Raw genomic sequence first — 15,641 nt, forward strand, 5'->3', positions numbered from 1 at the left:
TAGTTGTTAAGGCATAATTGCCGACAACAAAATAATGTAAAGTAAAATAGAATACACATTGTGTAGCTACAGCTAAAAGAACAGATTGACACAGACTATTTTACATAATCTTTTACTTTCCATAACCATTGTTATGTAAAGCTTTACATAACAAAGGGGAACGCATATTTATCACAGCCAAACTTCCCGACTATATTCGAGTTGGAAATGGTGATGATGTAACCGAAAAATACATTTTCCTGACCACTTCGCACGATGGTAGCGGAAGTATCACAGCCGCTTTTACGCCTATCCGTATCGTTTGCCAAAACACCCTTAATGCTTCATTGCGAAATATGACAAATGTAGTGCGTATAAAACACACATCGGGAGCAAAACAGCGTATTGAGAACGCTCACAAGATTATGGGATTGGCGAACACCTTGAGCAGTCAGTTAGAGAACATATTCAATGAATGGGCAAAAGTAAAGGTAACAGACCAAGAAGTAAGAAAACTAATCCAATTGGCACTTTGTCCTAATAAGGAAACGTATGATTTGCTTAAAAAAGGTACGGAAAATGAAGTTTCCACTCTCTTCAAAAATACTGTGGAAGATGCGTTTGCCTACGCTATGGTAAGTGATACTCAGCAGATGGAAACAACCAAAGGCACATTGTTCGGGGCATATAACGCTGTTACAGGCTACTATCAGAATGTACGCAATTACAAGGATAGCGAAGCGAAGCTACAGAGCATTGTGTTGGGTGGTACTGCCCAACTCAAATCACAAAAAGCATTTGACTTGTGTACAGGCTTTGCCTTAGATGGCGCTGAAATCCTAAACTTTAATTAGATAGCCAAAGGCTACCGCCTTAATCGGTGGTAGCCTTGATATAAAAATAACTGGTATGAAAGCAAAATCAATAGACGAAGCTAAAAGTATGGCTAAATCACTAAGCCTTGAAAAGAAATATAAAAACGAAGCTATATATATCATTTACTGCAATAGAACCGAGTATTTCTATATAGATACCAATAGCCTTTTAAGGACTTGGGAACAGCTTACAGGCTGTTACGAAAACGGAGTTTATACCGATGAAAACTGAATAATTAAATTATGCAGATAACAGATTTGAACGGTTGCCCTATTGAGGTAACCAACCTGAAAGAAGCCATTAAAATTGCAGGACAGTACAAAAAATACCGCCATGAGGATAAAAATTTCTCCGAGTTCGATAAAAGGCAGAAAACCTATTGGACACATATGTACGAGAAACTCAGAGCCATTAAAAAACAATTAGACGACAATTAAAATTTTAGAACGATGAATGCAAATTTTTTCCATAAGATAGCACAGTTGCAGATTGCAGGTGATTTGCAACTTACCATAGCAAAAGGAGCAGAAAACAACCTAATCGTATCGGTTATGCTCCAAAACGAACAATGCGGAGATAACGCAAAGAATATCATACCGCCCCTAAATCTTCGGGGAACAGCCGAAGAACTCGACAACGGTTTTTTCGAGAAGATAACCACACCCATACAAACCGCTTCGGGCTTGATGGTCGATATGGATAGCTTTATGAAGCAGTTGGAAGAAACCAAAAAACAGTCGGCTATGGAGAAAGACAAAGCCGACAGGCAGAAGAAAGAACAGGAAGCCAGAGATAAGAAGTTCAAAGACGCAATGGCAAAGGCGGATGAACTGGAAAAAGAAGGCAAATTCCGTGAGGCGTGGTTAAAAGTACCCGAAATAACAGAGTTCCCTGAAAAGGCTGACGAGATACGCAGACGTAAAAGAGAACTGTCCGACAAGTTTTCTGCGCCAAGTCTTTTCGGAGCTGTCGAGGAAGAAAAAGCCGAACCCGCAAAAGCGGAAGAAGTAACTGCCGAGTACTCAGCAGAAACTGCGGAGGAAAACTAAATGTAATAACTTAAAATTCATCATCATGTTATTAGCAACGCAATTGGAAAGAGTGTTCATTCTTAGAGATAAAGGACACGACATAAAACTAACCGATCCCGAACCACGCTGGAGCGTGGAAGCAGTACTAAATTTTTATGCTAGCAGGTATCCCATTTTGACAACCGCCAAAATATCCGCACCCGCGATCAAGGATGATGCAGTAGAATACCGATTTGAGAGCGTAATGGGCACTAAAGGTTAAATCTAAATTTAAAACAATGAACTATGCACACACATATCATATCGGAAACAATCAAGCCACCCGAACAAAAAAGACAAAGGCAGTTGTACCAACAGCTCAGCGAGTTCGCCCAATGGATGCAAAAACCAAAAGATGCGGGCGAGGTTCAAAAAGACAAACGCAGGTCAGTCCCTGTGGAAATGTTGCCAATGGTTTTCTAAAGACTGCGTTTCTGCCCAGACTGAGAGAAACGCAAACTGTGCAAGCTTGCACAGAAAGAGTAAAAACAGAAAGTGATTTTTATCAGTCCCTTTCCAAACTTGCCGAGCATTACAAGATAGAACCAATGCAGACCTGTCAGTTTCAATATCCGTACAATATAGCTTTGGCTATGTGGGATATGGAAGAAAAGCTAACGCAAAGTGTTCTGAATTGGCAGGAAATACGTTTGGTACAGGATAGTAAGAAAACCTATTTCATCAGTGAGGAAAAATACAGCACAGGCACAACCCTGTATTATATACCGATTGAACCGCTGTATCAGATGCTACACGACCCCAAGCGCAAAAGAAACGCCCAACTGCTTATTTCTGTCTGCTCTTACTTATATCACATTGCGGACATTCCTTATTTCAGACAGGAAAACAGTTATCTGTATTGGATGTATGAAATGCATAAAGAATGGGTGGAACAGGACGACGAAACAGACGAAAATGAAGCGTATAAACTTGAGTTTGAAAAAGCGAAATTCATTGGGGATTGTATCGAGCAAAAGATTTTTAACCCTATGAGTTTACAGGTATTCGGTCAGCGTTTAGACACTTTTAAAAGAAGTGATGCATTTGACCACGAATGTTGGCAGATTGCGTGCAATGCCTTTGTACTATATACGGAATATCCAAAAGCAAGTATTTACCGAAATGCTCCAATGCGGGAACAAGACCCTGATAACGATGACGACGACAATGAAACCATTGGTATGGAAAAGTATATTTCCTTTATATCGCATACAAAAGGATGGCTGTATGAGAACCTTGCCGAGAGCATCAACAACGAGTTTAACGAGTATGCAGAAATGCAGGAACCGACCATCTGTAAAAGTTTTGACAAAAAAGGGATAACGGAAAACAGCCTTGATTTTGAGAACAGATTATTTGCTCTCTTGGACGATATGTGCAGTTTGCTTTATAATTATAAAACCACAAGAAAATGAAAAATACAACCGATATAACAGAAAGCTTTGGTACGCTGTACCATCCTAAAACCGCACTCGTTTTCTATGAAACCAGAGGAACAGACAGCGATGTGTATGTGGAGTATTTTGACATGGACAATAACGGAACTCCTATTAATGCCCACCCACTCACAGAAAGGGAAGCAAAAGTATTGGCGAGGGCATTAGTAACAGAAAAGGACAGGGATAAAGCATTTTTAAAATCCAATGGAATATTGCCGACAAACATACTGCATATTAGTCATAATACAGATAAAGGTTCGGTATTGTGGTACACCAAAGCACAAAGACGACAAATGTATTTTGTGGACGGTTTGGCAATACCCAACGGAATGGCTTATGCACCGCCAATGATTTGGTATGCCAACAAAAATAGTCTTACGGTATTTGCATTGGCAAGCGAGCGACGACCGACAGAAAAAACACCTTTGTATTGCGCACCATTTTTCAACATCTATGAAGATGGGAAAGTATGTATGGGTTCAGTCAATATCAATATTAAAAACTCGGCTTCGGTTGAGGAATTTACCAACGGTTGGGAAGACTACTTTTTTAATTCCTATTTCAGCCATTTATTGGGAAGAAACAGCCCAATAAAAGGCAATTGTGTAAACCTTTGGAAAGACCTAATCAATTCAGATAAGTCCTTTCCTAAAGAGGTACTGAAAAAAAATAACAAAACCCTTAAAAATCTATTGTGATGAATACTGAGAAAACAAAAATACATTTTACGGATAACTACCTTATAAATCCGACTAACCCTATCACTGTAAACGTAATCGGTGCAGGAGGCACGGGTTCTAAAGTACTGACCGCCTTAATGGAAATGAACCACAGCTTAATTGAACTTGGACACGCAGGATTATCCGTTCGCCTTTGGGATGATGATGTTATCACGACTGCCAATTTGGGCAGACAGCGTTTTGCCGAGTCCGAGGTTGGCTTATTTAAATCCGTTGCCCTTATTAATCGGGCAAATCGTTTTATGGGAACTTATTGGAAAGCGGAAACGGTGAAATTTGAGAAAGATAGTTTGGGAAGACTGCCCCAAAATGCACAGGCAACTATCTATATTACTTGTGTGGACAATGTACAGGCGAGGTTTGGCGTTGCTGAAATACTTAAAGAATTATGCAACCGCAGAAATCATAGAGATACACCTAAATATTGGTTAGACTTTGGCAACAGCCAACATACAGGACAGGTCATATTATCCACTATTGGAGAAATTAAGCAACCCAATTCTGAAAAGTATGAAACGGTGGCAAGCTTGCCATTTGTTACCGAAGAATTTGGAGAATTGCTACTACAGTCCGAAGAACAGGACGACACACCAAGCTGTTCCTTAGCAGAAGCCTTGGAAAAACAGGAATTATTTATCAATTCTGCCTTGGCACAAATGGGATGTTCGCTGTTGTGGAGTTTGTTCCGTTATGGCATGACCGAGTACAGGGGATTTTTCCTTAATCTTGGAAATTTTCAGTCACAACCCCTAAAAGTCGCCTGATCCAAAATCGGGCGGCAAAAAGACACTCCCTCCCAAAAGGTCGGGACAGTCTTTTTGCGTTTAAGCGGTGCAGTCATTTTAATAAAAATGCACAATGCGCCATTTTATCAAACAGACTGCGAAAATTTTATAAGGGATATGCAGTATCCCTTTTGTTATTTTAGAGGACTTCTTTTCTTTCCGTAAAAGCGGCCAAAGAAAAGATTCTGTGTTATACTCCAAATTTTTTTGAACCCTTTTTTGTTGAAATAAATAAGCATTTTTTAACCTCATATAAAATATAAGAGTTAAATCCTTTTGTCTTTGAAATTAATATCGTAATATTGCGATGTAAAAATAAAAGAGATGGGAATTACTAAAACAGACATGTATACTGATGAACAAAACAAGTTGGCATCACTTCTTAAAGTTTTGGGTCATCCTGCCAGGATAGCAATCCTTCAGCATATTATCAACCAAAAAACTTGTATTTGCAACGATTTGGTCGATGAGCTGGGATTGGCACAGGCTACGATCTCACAGCATCTAAAAGAATTAAAAAGTATCGGAATCATTCAAGGTTCTATAGATGGAAAATCTGTCTGTTATTGTATCGAAGAAAAGGTTTGGAAACAGTTTCAAGAACAATTTAATGAATTCTTCAACCAGAACGTAGAAGTAAAAAAATGCTGTTGAAAGCATTTTTTTATTCATTAATATCGTAATATCGCTATATAACATTAATTATTAAATTGTCCATTATATTCACATTTAAAATTTACTTATTATGAAACTATCAGAAATTAAAGAAATTTTACCAACATTAGAAAATGTTGAATTTCAGCTAGAAAATGGAGCATTGGTTCCCGAACACTTCCATGTTACAGAAGTAGGTCAGATTATTAAGAACTTCATTGACTGTGGCGGCGTAATCCGAAATGAGAAAGTTGTCAATTTTCAATTATGGAATGCTGACGATTATCAGCACCGTCTAAAACCGGGAAAGTTATTGAACATTATCAAATTGTCTGAAGAAAAACTAGGCATTGAAGATCATGATATTGAAGTGGAATATCAGGACATTACTATAGGTAAATATGACTTGGGATTTAATGGTAAAAATTTCATTTTGTTAAACAAGCAAACTGCGTGTCTGGCTCAGGACCAATGTGGAATCCCGTCCGATACATCGAAGGTAAACGCATCACAGCTAAATGTTGACAATACCAATTCATGCACACCCGGCGGAGGCTGCTGTTAATTTTTTAATATTAAATAAACCATCATACCAATTAAGATAATGTTATATACTGAAATAGAAAATACCATTCAATCATTTGACTTTAAACAGATTTCTGAAGAACGTAAAGGTGTTCTTCAGCCTCTGGTTGACTTTATTCAAAATAAGGCAAATAGCAGGCAGGAAATCAGATTGAACCTAATCTGCACACATAATTCGAGAAGAAGCCATTTGTCTCAGGTCTGGGCACAGACTGCAGCTGCATATTATACTATAAAAAATGTTTCCTGCTATTCAGGAGGTACTGAAGCTACAGCCTTATTCCCGATGGCAGCAGAAACACTGGAGCTTTCAGGCTTTAAAGTTAAAACGCTTTCAGATGGCAAAAACCCTGTTTACACCATTAAGTTTTCTGCGAATAAACTTCCTGTCATTGGGTTTTCTAAAACCTATGATGATGATTTTAACCCTGAAAGTGAGTTCGCAGCTATAATGACCTGTTCTCAGGCCGATGGCGGCTGTCCATTTATTGCAGGTGCCGAAAAGCGTATCCCTATTACTTTTGAAGACCCAAAAATATCTGATGGTACGCCACAGCAAAAGCAAATATATCAGGAGCGCAGCCTGCAGATCGGAACTGAAATGTTTTATGTATTCTCAAAAATCAAACAATAAAAATGTCAGCAAATAACTGTGCACCCGTTTCTGGGCGCAAGAAATTAAGTTTTTTAGACAGATTTTTAACGCTGTGGATTTTTCTGGCTATGGCACTTGGTGTAGCAATAGGCTATTTTATCCCCTCAAGCGGTAATTTCATCAATTCTTTTTCCAGCGGAACAACCAATATTCCTTTGGCTGTAGGGCTTATTCTTATGATGTATCCGCCTTCGGCAAAAGTGAAATATGAGCAAATGGGACAGGTTTTCAAAAACACTAAGATTTTAGGTGCATCGCTATTTTTAAACTGGATTGTCGGGCCAATTTTAATGTTTTCCCTGGCTTTGCTTTTTTTAAATGGCTATCCTGAATATATGATAGGTGTCATCCTTATCGGTCTGGCACGCTGTATAGCCATGGTAGTAGTCTGGAACGACCTTGCAGACGGAAACAGGGAATATGCTGCCGGGCTTATTGCGCTAAATAGTATCTTTCAGGTTTTGCTTTACAGCGTATACGCTTATATCTTTATAACTGTTCTTCCTCCGTATTTTGGTTATGACGGATTTGAGGTAAATATCAGTATTGGTCCGATTGCAGAAAGTGTTGGTATCTATTTGGGAATTCCTTTCGCACTTGGCATCATAAGCCGATATGCTCTTATTTCATTAAAAGGAACTGAATGGTTTGAAACTAAATATGTGTCTTTTATTTCGCCCATTACACTCCTGTCATTACTTTTTACAATCATTGTTATGTTCAGCCTTAAAGGAGAACTGATTGTTCAAATCCCTATGGATGTAGTGCGTATTGCCATTCCTTTAGTGATTTACTTTACTCTAATGTTCATCATTAGTTTTTTTGTAGGCAAATATTTTGGAGCTGATTATTCAAAAGCAACAGCAATAGCCTTTACTGCTACAGGCAACAATTTTGAGCTTGCCATTGCGGTAGCCATTGGTGTATTTGGAATCAACAGCGGTCAGGCATTTGCGGGCGTTATTGGTCCATTGGTAGAAGTCCCTGCACTCATTGCCTTAGTCAATGTGGCCTTTTGGTTCAGAAAAAAGTATTATTCAAAAAGCATTTAACAGCTTATAATTTTCATAACAGTAAACATGAGAATTGCAATACTTTCGGATATTCACGCCAATTTTCCGGCACTGGAACAAACCTTGAAAAGCATCGATGAGCAGAAAATTGACGCTATTTATTGTTTAGGTGATCTGGTAGGTTACAATGTATGGCCCAATGCTGTGATAAATGAAATCCGCAAAAGGCATATTCCTACCCTGGCGGGAAACCATGACGTAAAAGCTGTCGATATACATAATGATGGATCGAAAGATTCTGGGAGTTATGCGTATCAAATTGTCGGCAAGGAACAAATCAGTTATCTTTCCGCTCTGCCAGCCCATATAAAATTGGAATATCAGACAGCTGATAAACCAATAAAGATACTAATGGTACACGGCAGCCCGTATAGCAATACGGAGTACTTGCTTGAAGATAAAGACGAAAAAAAATTCACTGCTATTTTTCTTGACACTGATACTGATATACTTATATGCGGACATTCGCACAAGCCCTATCATCGTGTTTTGGAAAATCCCAATAAAAAGGGATGTTATTTCCACGCTGTTAACGCAGGATCAGTGGGAAAGCCTAAAGATGGAAATCCAAAATGCTGCTATGCAGTAATTACTATTAACAAAAGTAGTGATTTCTCTAAAAAAGAAGGCATCAAGGTCGAGTTTATCAGAGTCCAATACGATATTGAAAAGGCCGCCCAAGCCATAGAGCAAAGCGACCTGCCAGACAGTTATGCACACATGCTAAGGGAGGGCTATTAACTCAAAGCTTTAAATTATTTCCCATCGGCACTACAAGGGTAAGTTTATGGATGAAAGAGAGACATGGAGAAAAAAAGTTAAGTTAAATTTGTATGCTATAAAGAATTAAAGATTAAAAGCGATGCCATTACAAGAAAGAAAAAATCACTGGGAGAATATATACCAGACCAAATCATTGGAAGAGGTAAGCTGGTATCAGCCCACACCCGAAACTTCACTAGCGCTTATCAAAGAATTTGATCTGCCTAAAACTGCAAAAATTATAGATATTGGCGCAGGAGACAGTTTTCTTGTTGACCATCTGCTTGATTTAGGCTTCGGAAATATTACCGTTCTTGACATCTCCGCTTCAGCTATTGAAAGAGCGAAACAGAGGCTGGGAAATAAATCTCCAAATGTAAAATGGATTGTTGCAGATGCTTCGGATTTTCAACCAAAGGAGCAATACGACTTTTGGCACGACAGGGCGGCATTCCATTTTCTGACAGATGATAAAGAGATTGGCAATTATATACAAACTGCTGCCGATGCAGTGTCCAAAAATGGGATTATGGTTATTGGTACTTTTTCAGAGCAAGGTCCTAAAAAATGCAGTGGTATTGAGATCCGGCAATATTCCGAAAGTACACTGGCAAGCCGTTTTCAGGAACACTTCGAAAAAATAGAATGTTTTACTATCGATCACAAAACCCCTTTTGACACGGTTCAGAATTTTGTATTTTGCAGTTTTAAAAGAAAGAACGATTGAAAAAATCAATACAAATAAAGAATAAAATTGAAATGACGGAACTGATAAAAGTTTCACCATTCAGAAAAGGCATCCGCAAAACCGAACCGCATAAACATAACAGTTATTTTGAAATTATATATCTGTCACAGGGAAGCGGTACGCATACTATTGATTATACACAATTTCCTATAATACCGCCAACTGTATTTTTTGTCCGAAAAGAACAGGTACATCATTGGGATATTGACTCAGTACCGGAAGGTTATGTATTGCTCCTGAAAAAAGGATTTATTGATAGATCGCTGGATAGTGAGCTGAAAAGAATTTTGTCTCAGGTAAGTGCATTGAGCTGCCTTCATCTGGAGCAGAACAATGCCATATCAATATTATTTCAGCTGCTTATCGATGAGAAAGATTTCAGTGTGACAGAAGGGATATTAAAGGCATTATTGGCAAAAATTATCAGTATTCCTGCATCTTTTCCGGTCAATAAGCATAAGGCCAGCGATACTATCTTGCTATTTAGGGAGCTCCTCAATCAGACAGATGATTTGAGAAATAATGTTGCTCACTATGCCAGGCAATTAAACACGACACCCCAAAATCTAAATGCTGTCTGTAGAAAAGAGCTCAATGAGCCAGCGGCAGATGTTATAGCAGAATACATGATCAGTGAGGCAAAAAGATTATTGCTGTATACCGATAATAATGTTTCAGAAGTAGCTTATACTTTAAACTTTAATGACACTTCACACTTTATAAAATATTTCAAACGCCATACAGGTTACACACCGCAGGTATTTCGCAGTCTTTAAGGGCTACCATATTATTTTCAAATATACCGTGAATATACAATTCATTGTATGAAGTTTGTAAGACAAACTAAAAATAGGGATGTCATGAGATATTTTATAATTCTGCTATCGTTAATGCTCTTTTCTGCCTGCAGCCAAAAAACAGAAACAGCACAAGGCAAATGGATAAAAGGAACGGAACAGGAGAAACTGCAAATCATAGAAAATCAGTTTCGGGGTTTTGATAACACAATGGTCGAAATAGGCTATCGCTACCAGGAATTGTATTGGGCGGGACAGGATGAAAATTGGGAATATGCGGATTATCAATTAGAGAAAATACAAAAAGCTATCGAAAATGGATTGGAGCGAAGGCCTAAACGTTCGGAATCGGCAAAACATTTTCTGGATGTAACCCTTCCAGAAATGGGAAAAGCTCTTGCAAAAAGAGACACCGCTGTATTCAACAAGAATTTTCAGGTGCTTACCAATAGCTGCATAAGCTGCCATGCAATGGAAAGAGTTCCATTTTTTACTGTTAAAACTCCAACAGAAAGACAATCACCAATAAGAAGATAATGATAGAGGCTATAAAACAATTAGATATAGATATCCTACTTTGGCTAAATGGCAGCCATAGTGAGTTTTGGGATAATGTAATGTGGTTTGCCAGTGGAAAATACACATGGCTCCCTTTTTATGGATTTTTGTTGTTGCTGTTGATATGGAAATATCGAAAAGATGCAATTTTTATGATCTTGCTGATAGTTTTACTGATTACTATAAGTGACCAGTTAGCTTCAGGAATATTCAAGCCAATATTTGAAAGATTGCGGCCAAGCCACAACCCTTATTTAATAGACAAGCTTCACATTGTTAATAATTACAGAGGAGGAAAGTTTGGTTTCATATCATCCCATGCAGCCAATGTGTTTTCGTTGGCATTCTACCTGACGCTGGTAGCCAGGGACAAACTGAAATGGCTGCCTTTTGTCCTTATCCCCTGGGCGGTATTTGTCAGTATAAGCAGGGTTTATCTTGGAGTGCATTATCCGACAGATATTATTGTTCCGGCCGTCCTGAGTATTCCTATTGCTTTGCTTGTGGCCCGAATTTACAATTTGTATAATCCAATTATAATAAAAAAATTCGCTTAATTATGTTCAAAAAAATCATTACTACTGACAACTCAAAAACCACAATTATAATCCGCTTGATTGTTGGTGCGGTTTTCTTTTCCGAAGGAGTTCAAAAATTTTTATTTCCAGCCATTCGTGGTGCCGGCCGTTTTGAAAAAATCGGATTTCCGTCACCTGAGTTTTTGGGAAGTTTTGTTGGTTTTTTCGAAATCCTATGTGGAATTTTACTTTTAGTCGGTCTGCTGACCCGTTTAGCCAGTATTCCGTTAATCATAATAATGCTTGTTGCTTTCGCTACGACCAAAGCTGAGGTATTGGCCAACGAGGGCTTCTGGGAGCTTCTTCACGGCAGCAGAACAGATTGGGCAATGCTTTTAGGAAGTATTTTTCTTTTGATTAAAGGTGGCGGTAATTGGTCTATTGACAAAAATATTAAGTTATAGAAATCGTCATAAATATAATTTTAACCGTTCCAATTTATTTGTAAATATACTTTTATGAAAACAACGTATATACTTTCGTTTCTTTTTTTGTCAGTTTCCATATTTGCACAACAGCCGGAAATACCAGCTTCTTATTCCAATATTCATTATGATAAAGACAATCAGCTGTATTTCGAAGACAACGGTAAAAAATATTTTGCCGCTAATGCACAGACAGAATATAGCATTCAAAAGCTCTTGGGCAAACCAAGTGGTACAAATTCCGGCGTAGTTTTGGACTTCGGAAATTTGAAAGGATCTGTCACCTATGGGTTAATACCTTATGGAAAAGCACCGCATCCACTTCCGGTATACCGCTTTACACAAGCACTCATAGAAGGAAAAGCTGAAATCAATATGGTAGATGCATTCAAATATCCTTATGATTTTGTAGGTTGGAAAGAAAATGGATTTTTAACCCTTGGCTACAGGGTTGCCGATAATAATGGGATGATTTTATTTGATGGGGTTGTTTCTTTAAGCGGAACAGGCCCATTCCAAGTGCTGCCGGCAATTTATGAAGGCCCATTTGTAAGTAACCTTACAGATACAGGAGTTGTGGTTTGGTGTAAAACTACATTGCCTGTACAGGCACAAATAGAAATTGACGGTAAAATATACCGGGATGATGTTCCTAAAATTCATCATGAATGGCAAATAAATACTTTGAAATCCAATCAAAAATACGAGTATAAAGTAACCTACGGCCTGCTTTCCCAATCATACCACGTTACAACAGCCTTGAAAAAAGGCAGTAGGCAATGTTTTATTTTCGGATATACCAGCGACAGCCGTCATGCAACTGGTGGTGGTGAACGAAAAGTTTATGGGGCAAATGCTTATATTATGAAAAAAATAGCAGCCCTTGCTTATAAAGAAAATGCGGCTTTTGTTCAGTTTACTGGCGACATGATCAATGGCTATCTTAGCAGTAAAGAGGAGCAGCATCTGCAATACACAAATTGGAAAAAATCTATTGAACCTTTTTGGCATTATATGCCATTTAATGTAGGCATGGGCAATCACGAAGCACTGGGATATGTGTTTGAAGATGAAAGTGGAAAAAGCAAGGGTTTCATAGATAGATTTCCTTTTGGAACCGAGTCAGCAGAGGCTGTTTTTGCAGAAGCATTTGTAAATCCTATTAGCGGGCTTATAAGTGAAGATGATAACAAATATGACACCAATAAAGAACAGATAGATTTTCCTTCGTATGCAGAAAGTGTTTTTTACTACACTTATGGCAATACAGCCATGGTCGTACTCAATAGTAATTATTGGTATGCTCCTTCGCTAAGCAAACAAACTGCAACTAGCGGGGGACTGCATGGTTACATAATGGACAATCAGCTTGATTGGTTAAGGAAAACCATTCAAAAACTTGAAAAGGACAAGGACATAGACCATATTTTTGTTACCCAGCATACTCCTGCATTCCCTAATGGAGGGCACAGTAAAGACGATATGTGGTACAGCGGTGATAATACAAAACGTCCATGGATTGGAGGGAAACCGGTTGAAAAAGGAATTATTGAAAGAAGGGACGAATACTTAGATATTCTAATTAATGAAAGTAAAAAAACTGTTGCGATACTCACCGGTGATGAGCATAATTACAACTGGTTGACATTAACACATGAAGTCCCTATTTATCCCGAAGGTTATCCGAGTAAAAAATTGAATGTATCACGATCAATCTATCAAATTAATAATGGTGCAGCAGGTGCACCCTATTATGCACAAGAGGTATTGCCATGGAGCAAGTTTACCCAGTCCTTCAGTGTGGAAAATGCTTTGTGCCTTTTTTATGTAAACGGAAAGAGAATTACGATGAAAGTATATAATCCGGATACCTTGAATCTTATAGATGAACTTGAAATAAAATAGTTGTAATGGAGGCGAAAATACCGATAAAAGAAATTGCCCAACTCTTTCTCAAACTGGGATTCATTGGTTTTGGAGGCCCGGCAGCACATATTGCAATGATGCAGCAGGAAGTTGTCGCCAAAAGAAAATGGATGAGCGAACAGCATTTTTTAGATTTATTGGGAGCTACCAATCTTATTCCAGGACCCAATAGTACGGAAATGGCTATACACATTGGGTACGACAAAGGGGGCTGGAAAGGGTTGCTCGTTGCTGGCATGTGTTTTATTTTACCAGCGGTTTTCATTACTGGTATTTTTGCCTGGCTGTACAAACAATACGGAGAGTTACCCGAAATACAGCCGTTTATTTACGGTATAAAGCCAGCCATTATAGCCATTATTATCGACGCAATTTTTCCACTAGCCAAAAAATCTATCAAGTCAATTTTCTTAGCATTTATAGGCATCGCCGTATTGGTTTTGTCTTTACTGGGAATCAGCGAAATCTATTTAATGTTTGGGGCAGGCTTCTTCGCATTGGGTATATTTTATATTCAAAATCAAAAAAATAGTGCTCTGCAAAGTTTTTTTCCAGTTCTTTTTTTTCAGATTGCAAACAGTCAATTACTTTCAGAAACGAATGCCAGATTGTTTTGGATATTTTTAAAAATTGGTGCAGTTCTCTACGGAAGCGGTTATGTGCTATTCGCTTTTTTAGATACAGAATTGGTAGCAAACGGCTTACTTACCCGACAGCAATTGATGGATGCTATTGCAGTTGGGCAGTTCACGCCAGGGCCAGTTTTTTCATCCGTTACATTTATTGGTTATCAGATCAATGGGCTGTCCGGTGCTGTTATTTCAACAATAGCTATTTTTCTTCCATCGTTTGTATTGGTAGCATTGCTTAACCCCCTGATGAAAAAAATGCGAAACTCTAAGGGGCTGTCAGCTTCGCTGGATGCTGTAAATATAGCCTCTGTTGCCATTATTATTGCTGTTTGTTTTACAATGGGCAAGGAAGCCATTACCGATTGGAAGACGATCAGCATAGCGCTGATTAGTGCAGTTGTCGTTTTTAAATTCAAAACAATCAACAGTGCATTCATTGTCTTTGGAGGTGCACTCCTAGGCTATCTCTTATGTCAATTTTAATCGTATAACTCTTTAGTTATATTGTTGAACATCAAGCTTTCATAGGTAAAAAAAGGTACTGTCTAATAGTACTTCATCTTATTTGGTTTAGGTAAGTGATAACCTTTTTTTATATTTTCTCCTGAATGGATATAGTGGCTATACGACCTCAAATAGGGGTGGATTCCTTATATTCTGTTCAGATTCTAAAAGGTTAAAGAAGAGGAGGCAGTTTCTTTTCTTGAATATACCATAAGGCTATTTAAAGCAAAATCTGCTCTTAACCTTCTTCACTTAAATTATATTATGCAAACATAGGAGAAGCAAAAGAACGCCGCAATTTCGGACAGCTTTTTATAATTGTTATGCTATTTAACTGCAACTGTTTTCCAAACAGAAAAGCCTTTGAAAAGATGTTCAATGTTTTCAAACTCAATAAAAGCGATTAGTTCATTTTTACACTTACCTTTAAACCCCCTGAAACACTGAAAATCCTTGAGGGGAATAGCTGCAAGTTCTCCGATGGTAGTGATACCTAAAGCCTCAATTATAGTAAACATTCTCTTGCTGAAAGGAAAATGAGTATCATACAGCAATTTATTCAGGTCAGTTTCAGCTTTGCTTCTTCTTTTTTTAATCCGCCCTGTTTCGTATTCAAAGTCCTCTTTTAACTGCTCTAATTTCTGTTTATAGTGGTCTATATCGTCAAGCAGTTCAGTAACACACTTCACTTTTTCAAATGTCCTTTCATATAATCTACGGACACTTTCGCCGGTGACCCCATAATTGTCACCCACCTCCTTAAGGGTCATTTTATCTATCAAAAGTTTCTGGAGTATATCATATTCCTTTTCAGAAAGTACCTTTCTGGACATTTCGATATAAAATCTATTGGTA

The 15,641-nt window shown here is 38.1% G+C and carries 20 protein-coding genes and 1 pseudogene; 20 read left to right on the forward strand and 1 reads right to left on the reverse strand.

Translation table 11 applies throughout. From position 1 onward, the window contains the following. Positions 1–152: 152 nt before the first annotated feature. The 20 genes and pseudogenes from D0817_RS10170 to chrA form a co-directional block, all read left to right on the forward strand. Positions 153–833: pseudogene (locus tag D0817_RS10170) on the forward strand (DUF932 domain-containing protein); the annotation flags it as partial. 55 nt (positions 834–888) lie between these two features. Continuing rightward, the gene (locus D0817_RS10175) at positions 889–1,086 is read left to right on the forward strand and encodes a DNA-binding protein (RefSeq protein ID WP_127338294.1); all 198 of its coding nucleotides are present in this window, start codon (positions 889–891) and stop codon (positions 1,084–1,086) included. Positions 1,087–1,097: 11 nt separating this feature from the next. Then, entirely contained in the window at positions 1,098–1,292 is a 195-nt protein-coding gene (locus D0817_RS10180) for a hypothetical protein (protein ID WP_127338295.1), read from the forward strand. A 12-nt stretch (positions 1,293–1,304) separates the two neighbouring features. Continuing rightward, a complete protein-coding gene (locus D0817_RS10185; protein ID WP_127338296.1) occupies positions 1,305–1,904 on the forward strand; it encodes a PRTRC system protein E in 600 nt (199 codons plus the stop codon). A 25-nt stretch (positions 1,905–1,929) separates the two neighbouring features. After that, a complete protein-coding gene (locus D0817_RS10190; protein ID WP_127338297.1) occupies positions 1,930–2,148 on the forward strand; it encodes a PRTRC system protein C in 219 nt (72 codons plus the stop codon). Positions 2,149–2,164: 16 nt separating this feature from the next. Further along, positions 2,165–3,340 (forward strand): hypothetical protein, encoded by a 1,176-nt coding sequence (locus tag D0817_RS10195; protein WP_127338298.1) that lies wholly within the window; start codon positions 2,165–2,167, stop codon positions 3,338–3,340. Next, positions 3,337–4,062, forward strand: coding sequence for a PRTRC system protein B (locus D0817_RS10200; protein ID WP_127338299.1), 726 nt, complete (start codon positions 3,337–3,339; stop codon positions 4,060–4,062). The genes D0817_RS10195 and D0817_RS10200 overlap by 4 nt, the downstream gene beginning before the upstream one ends. After that, positions 4,062–4,868, forward strand: a complete 807-nt coding sequence (locus D0817_RS10205) for a PRTRC system ThiF family protein (RefSeq protein WP_127338300.1) — start codon at positions 4,062–4,064, stop codon at positions 4,866–4,868. Before D0817_RS10200 ends, D0817_RS10205 begins: the two co-directional genes overlap by 1 nt. A 345-nt stretch (positions 4,869–5,213) precedes the next feature. Beyond that, positions 5,214–5,543, forward strand: coding sequence for an ArsR/SmtB family transcription factor (locus D0817_RS10210; protein WP_127338301.1), 330 nt, complete (start codon positions 5,214–5,216; stop codon positions 5,541–5,543). Between the two features lie 91 nt (positions 5,544–5,634). Further along, the gene (locus tag D0817_RS10215) at positions 5,635–6,108 is read left to right on the forward strand and encodes a DUF6428 family protein (RefSeq protein WP_127338302.1); all 474 of its coding nucleotides are present in this window, start codon (positions 5,635–5,637) and stop codon (positions 6,106–6,108) included. A gap of 39 nt (positions 6,109–6,147) precedes the next feature. Then, a complete protein-coding gene (locus D0817_RS10220) occupies positions 6,148–6,762 on the forward strand; it encodes an arsenate-mycothiol transferase ArsC (RefSeq protein WP_127338303.1) in 615 nt (204 codons plus the stop codon). 2 nt (positions 6,763–6,764) lie between these two features. Beyond that, positions 6,765–7,835: an ACR3 family arsenite efflux transporter gene (gene arsB / locus D0817_RS10225; protein WP_127338304.1), complete on the forward strand. Its 1,071-nt coding sequence runs from the start codon at positions 6,765–6,767 to the stop codon at positions 7,833–7,835. A gap of 27 nt (positions 7,836–7,862) precedes the next feature. Further along, entirely contained in the window at positions 7,863–8,597 is a 735-nt protein-coding gene (locus tag D0817_RS10230; RefSeq protein WP_127338305.1) for a metallophosphoesterase family protein, read from the forward strand. A 121-nt stretch (positions 8,598–8,718) separates the two neighbouring features. Continuing rightward, positions 8,719–9,345: a class I SAM-dependent methyltransferase gene (locus tag D0817_RS10235; RefSeq protein ID WP_127338306.1), complete on the forward strand. Its 627-nt coding sequence runs from the start codon at positions 8,719–8,721 to the stop codon at positions 9,343–9,345. Next, positions 9,342–10,142, forward strand: a complete 801-nt coding sequence (locus tag D0817_RS10240; protein WP_127338307.1) for a helix-turn-helix domain-containing protein — start codon at positions 9,342–9,344, stop codon at positions 10,140–10,142. The genes D0817_RS10235 and D0817_RS10240 overlap by 4 nt, the downstream gene beginning before the upstream one ends. 84 nt (positions 10,143–10,226) lie before the next feature. Next, positions 10,227–10,700 carry a hypothetical protein gene (locus D0817_RS10245; RefSeq protein ID WP_127338308.1) on the forward strand — a complete coding sequence of 158 codons (474 nt, stop codon included), beginning with the start codon at positions 10,227–10,229 and terminating at the stop codon, positions 10,698–10,700. Then, positions 10,700–11,278 (forward strand): phosphatase PAP2 family protein, encoded by a 579-nt coding sequence (locus D0817_RS10250; RefSeq protein ID WP_127338309.1) that lies wholly within the window; start codon positions 10,700–10,702, stop codon positions 11,276–11,278. Before D0817_RS10245 ends, D0817_RS10250 begins: the two co-directional genes overlap by 1 nt. A gap of 2 nt (positions 11,279–11,280) precedes the next feature. Beyond that, the gene (locus D0817_RS10255; RefSeq protein ID WP_127338310.1) at positions 11,281–11,703 is read left to right on the forward strand and encodes a DoxX family protein; all 423 of its coding nucleotides are present in this window, start codon (positions 11,281–11,283) and stop codon (positions 11,701–11,703) included. A gap of 54 nt (positions 11,704–11,757) precedes the next feature. After that, the gene (locus tag D0817_RS10260) at positions 11,758–13,629 is read left to right on the forward strand and encodes a metallophosphoesterase family protein (protein ID WP_127338311.1); all 1,872 of its coding nucleotides are present in this window, start codon (positions 11,758–11,760) and stop codon (positions 13,627–13,629) included. A gap of 5 nt (positions 13,630–13,634) precedes the next feature. Beyond that, positions 13,635–14,765, forward strand: coding sequence for a chromate efflux transporter (gene chrA, locus D0817_RS10265; protein WP_127338312.1), 1,131 nt, complete (start codon positions 13,635–13,637; stop codon positions 14,763–14,765). 347 nt (positions 14,766–15,112) lie between these two features. Here the strand turns inward: chrA and D0817_RS10270 are convergent, their stop codons facing one another. After that, a complete protein-coding gene (locus D0817_RS10270; RefSeq protein WP_161568425.1) occupies positions 15,113–15,619 on the reverse strand; it encodes a sigma factor-like helix-turn-helix DNA-binding protein in 507 nt (168 codons plus the stop codon). Positions 15,620–15,641 lie beyond the last annotated feature (22 nt).

This window comes from Flavobacterium cupreum (assembly GCF_003996965.1).
Lineage (GTDB): Bacteria > Bacteroidota > Bacteroidia > Flavobacteriales > Flavobacteriaceae > Flavobacterium > Flavobacterium cupreum.

Excerpts from the sequence above, each read along its gene's own strand:
- D0817_RS10175 (WP_127338294.1), top strand. The coding sequence starts at position 889 with ATGAAAGCAAAATCAATAGACGAAGCTAAAAGTATGGCTAAATCACTA.
- D0817_RS10180 (WP_127338295.1), top strand. The coding sequence starts at position 1,098 with ATGCAGATAACAGATTTGAACGGTTGCCCTATTGAGGTAACCAACCTG.
- D0817_RS10185 (WP_127338296.1), top strand. The coding sequence starts at position 1,305 with ATGAATGCAAATTTTTTCCATAAGATAGCACAGTTGCAGATTGCAGGT.
- D0817_RS10190 (WP_127338297.1), top strand. The coding sequence starts at position 1,930 with ATGTTATTAGCAACGCAATTGGAAAGAGTGTTCATTCTTAGAGATAAA.
- D0817_RS10195 (WP_127338298.1), top strand. The coding sequence starts at position 2,165 with ATGAACTATGCACACACATATCATATCGGAAACAATCAAGCCACCCGA.
- D0817_RS10200 (WP_127338299.1), top strand. The coding sequence starts at position 3,337 with ATGAAAAATACAACCGATATAACAGAAAGCTTTGGTACGCTGTACCAT.
- D0817_RS10205 (WP_127338300.1), top strand. The coding sequence starts at position 4,062 with ATGAATACTGAGAAAACAAAAATACATTTTACGGATAACTACCTTATA.
- D0817_RS10210 (WP_127338301.1), top strand. The coding sequence starts at position 5,214 with ATGGGAATTACTAAAACAGACATGTATACTGATGAACAAAACAAGTTG.
- D0817_RS10215 (WP_127338302.1), top strand. The coding sequence starts at position 5,635 with ATGAAACTATCAGAAATTAAAGAAATTTTACCAACATTAGAAAATGTT.
- D0817_RS10220 (WP_127338303.1), top strand. The coding sequence starts at position 6,148 with ATGTTATATACTGAAATAGAAAATACCATTCAATCATTTGACTTTAAA.
- arsB (WP_127338304.1), top strand. The coding sequence starts at position 6,765 with ATGTCAGCAAATAACTGTGCACCCGTTTCTGGGCGCAAGAAATTAAGT.
- D0817_RS10230 (WP_127338305.1), top strand. The coding sequence starts at position 7,863 with ATGAGAATTGCAATACTTTCGGATATTCACGCCAATTTTCCGGCACTG.
- D0817_RS10235 (WP_127338306.1), top strand. The coding sequence starts at position 8,719 with ATGCCATTACAAGAAAGAAAAAATCACTGGGAGAATATATACCAGACC.
- D0817_RS10245 (WP_127338308.1), top strand. The coding sequence starts at position 10,227 with ATGAGATATTTTATAATTCTGCTATCGTTAATGCTCTTTTCTGCCTGC.
- D0817_RS10250 (WP_127338309.1), top strand. The coding sequence starts at position 10,700 with ATGATAGAGGCTATAAAACAATTAGATATAGATATCCTACTTTGGCTA.
- D0817_RS10255 (WP_127338310.1), top strand. The coding sequence starts at position 11,281 with ATGTTCAAAAAAATCATTACTACTGACAACTCAAAAACCACAATTATA.
- D0817_RS10260 (WP_127338311.1), top strand. The coding sequence starts at position 11,758 with ATGAAAACAACGTATATACTTTCGTTTCTTTTTTTGTCAGTTTCCATA.
- chrA (WP_127338312.1), top strand. The coding sequence starts at position 13,635 with ATGGAGGCGAAAATACCGATAAAAGAAATTGCCCAACTCTTTCTCAAA.
- D0817_RS10270 (WP_161568425.1), bottom strand. The coding sequence starts at position 15,619 with ATGTCCAGAAAGGTACTTTCTGAAAAGGAATATGATATACTCCAGAAA.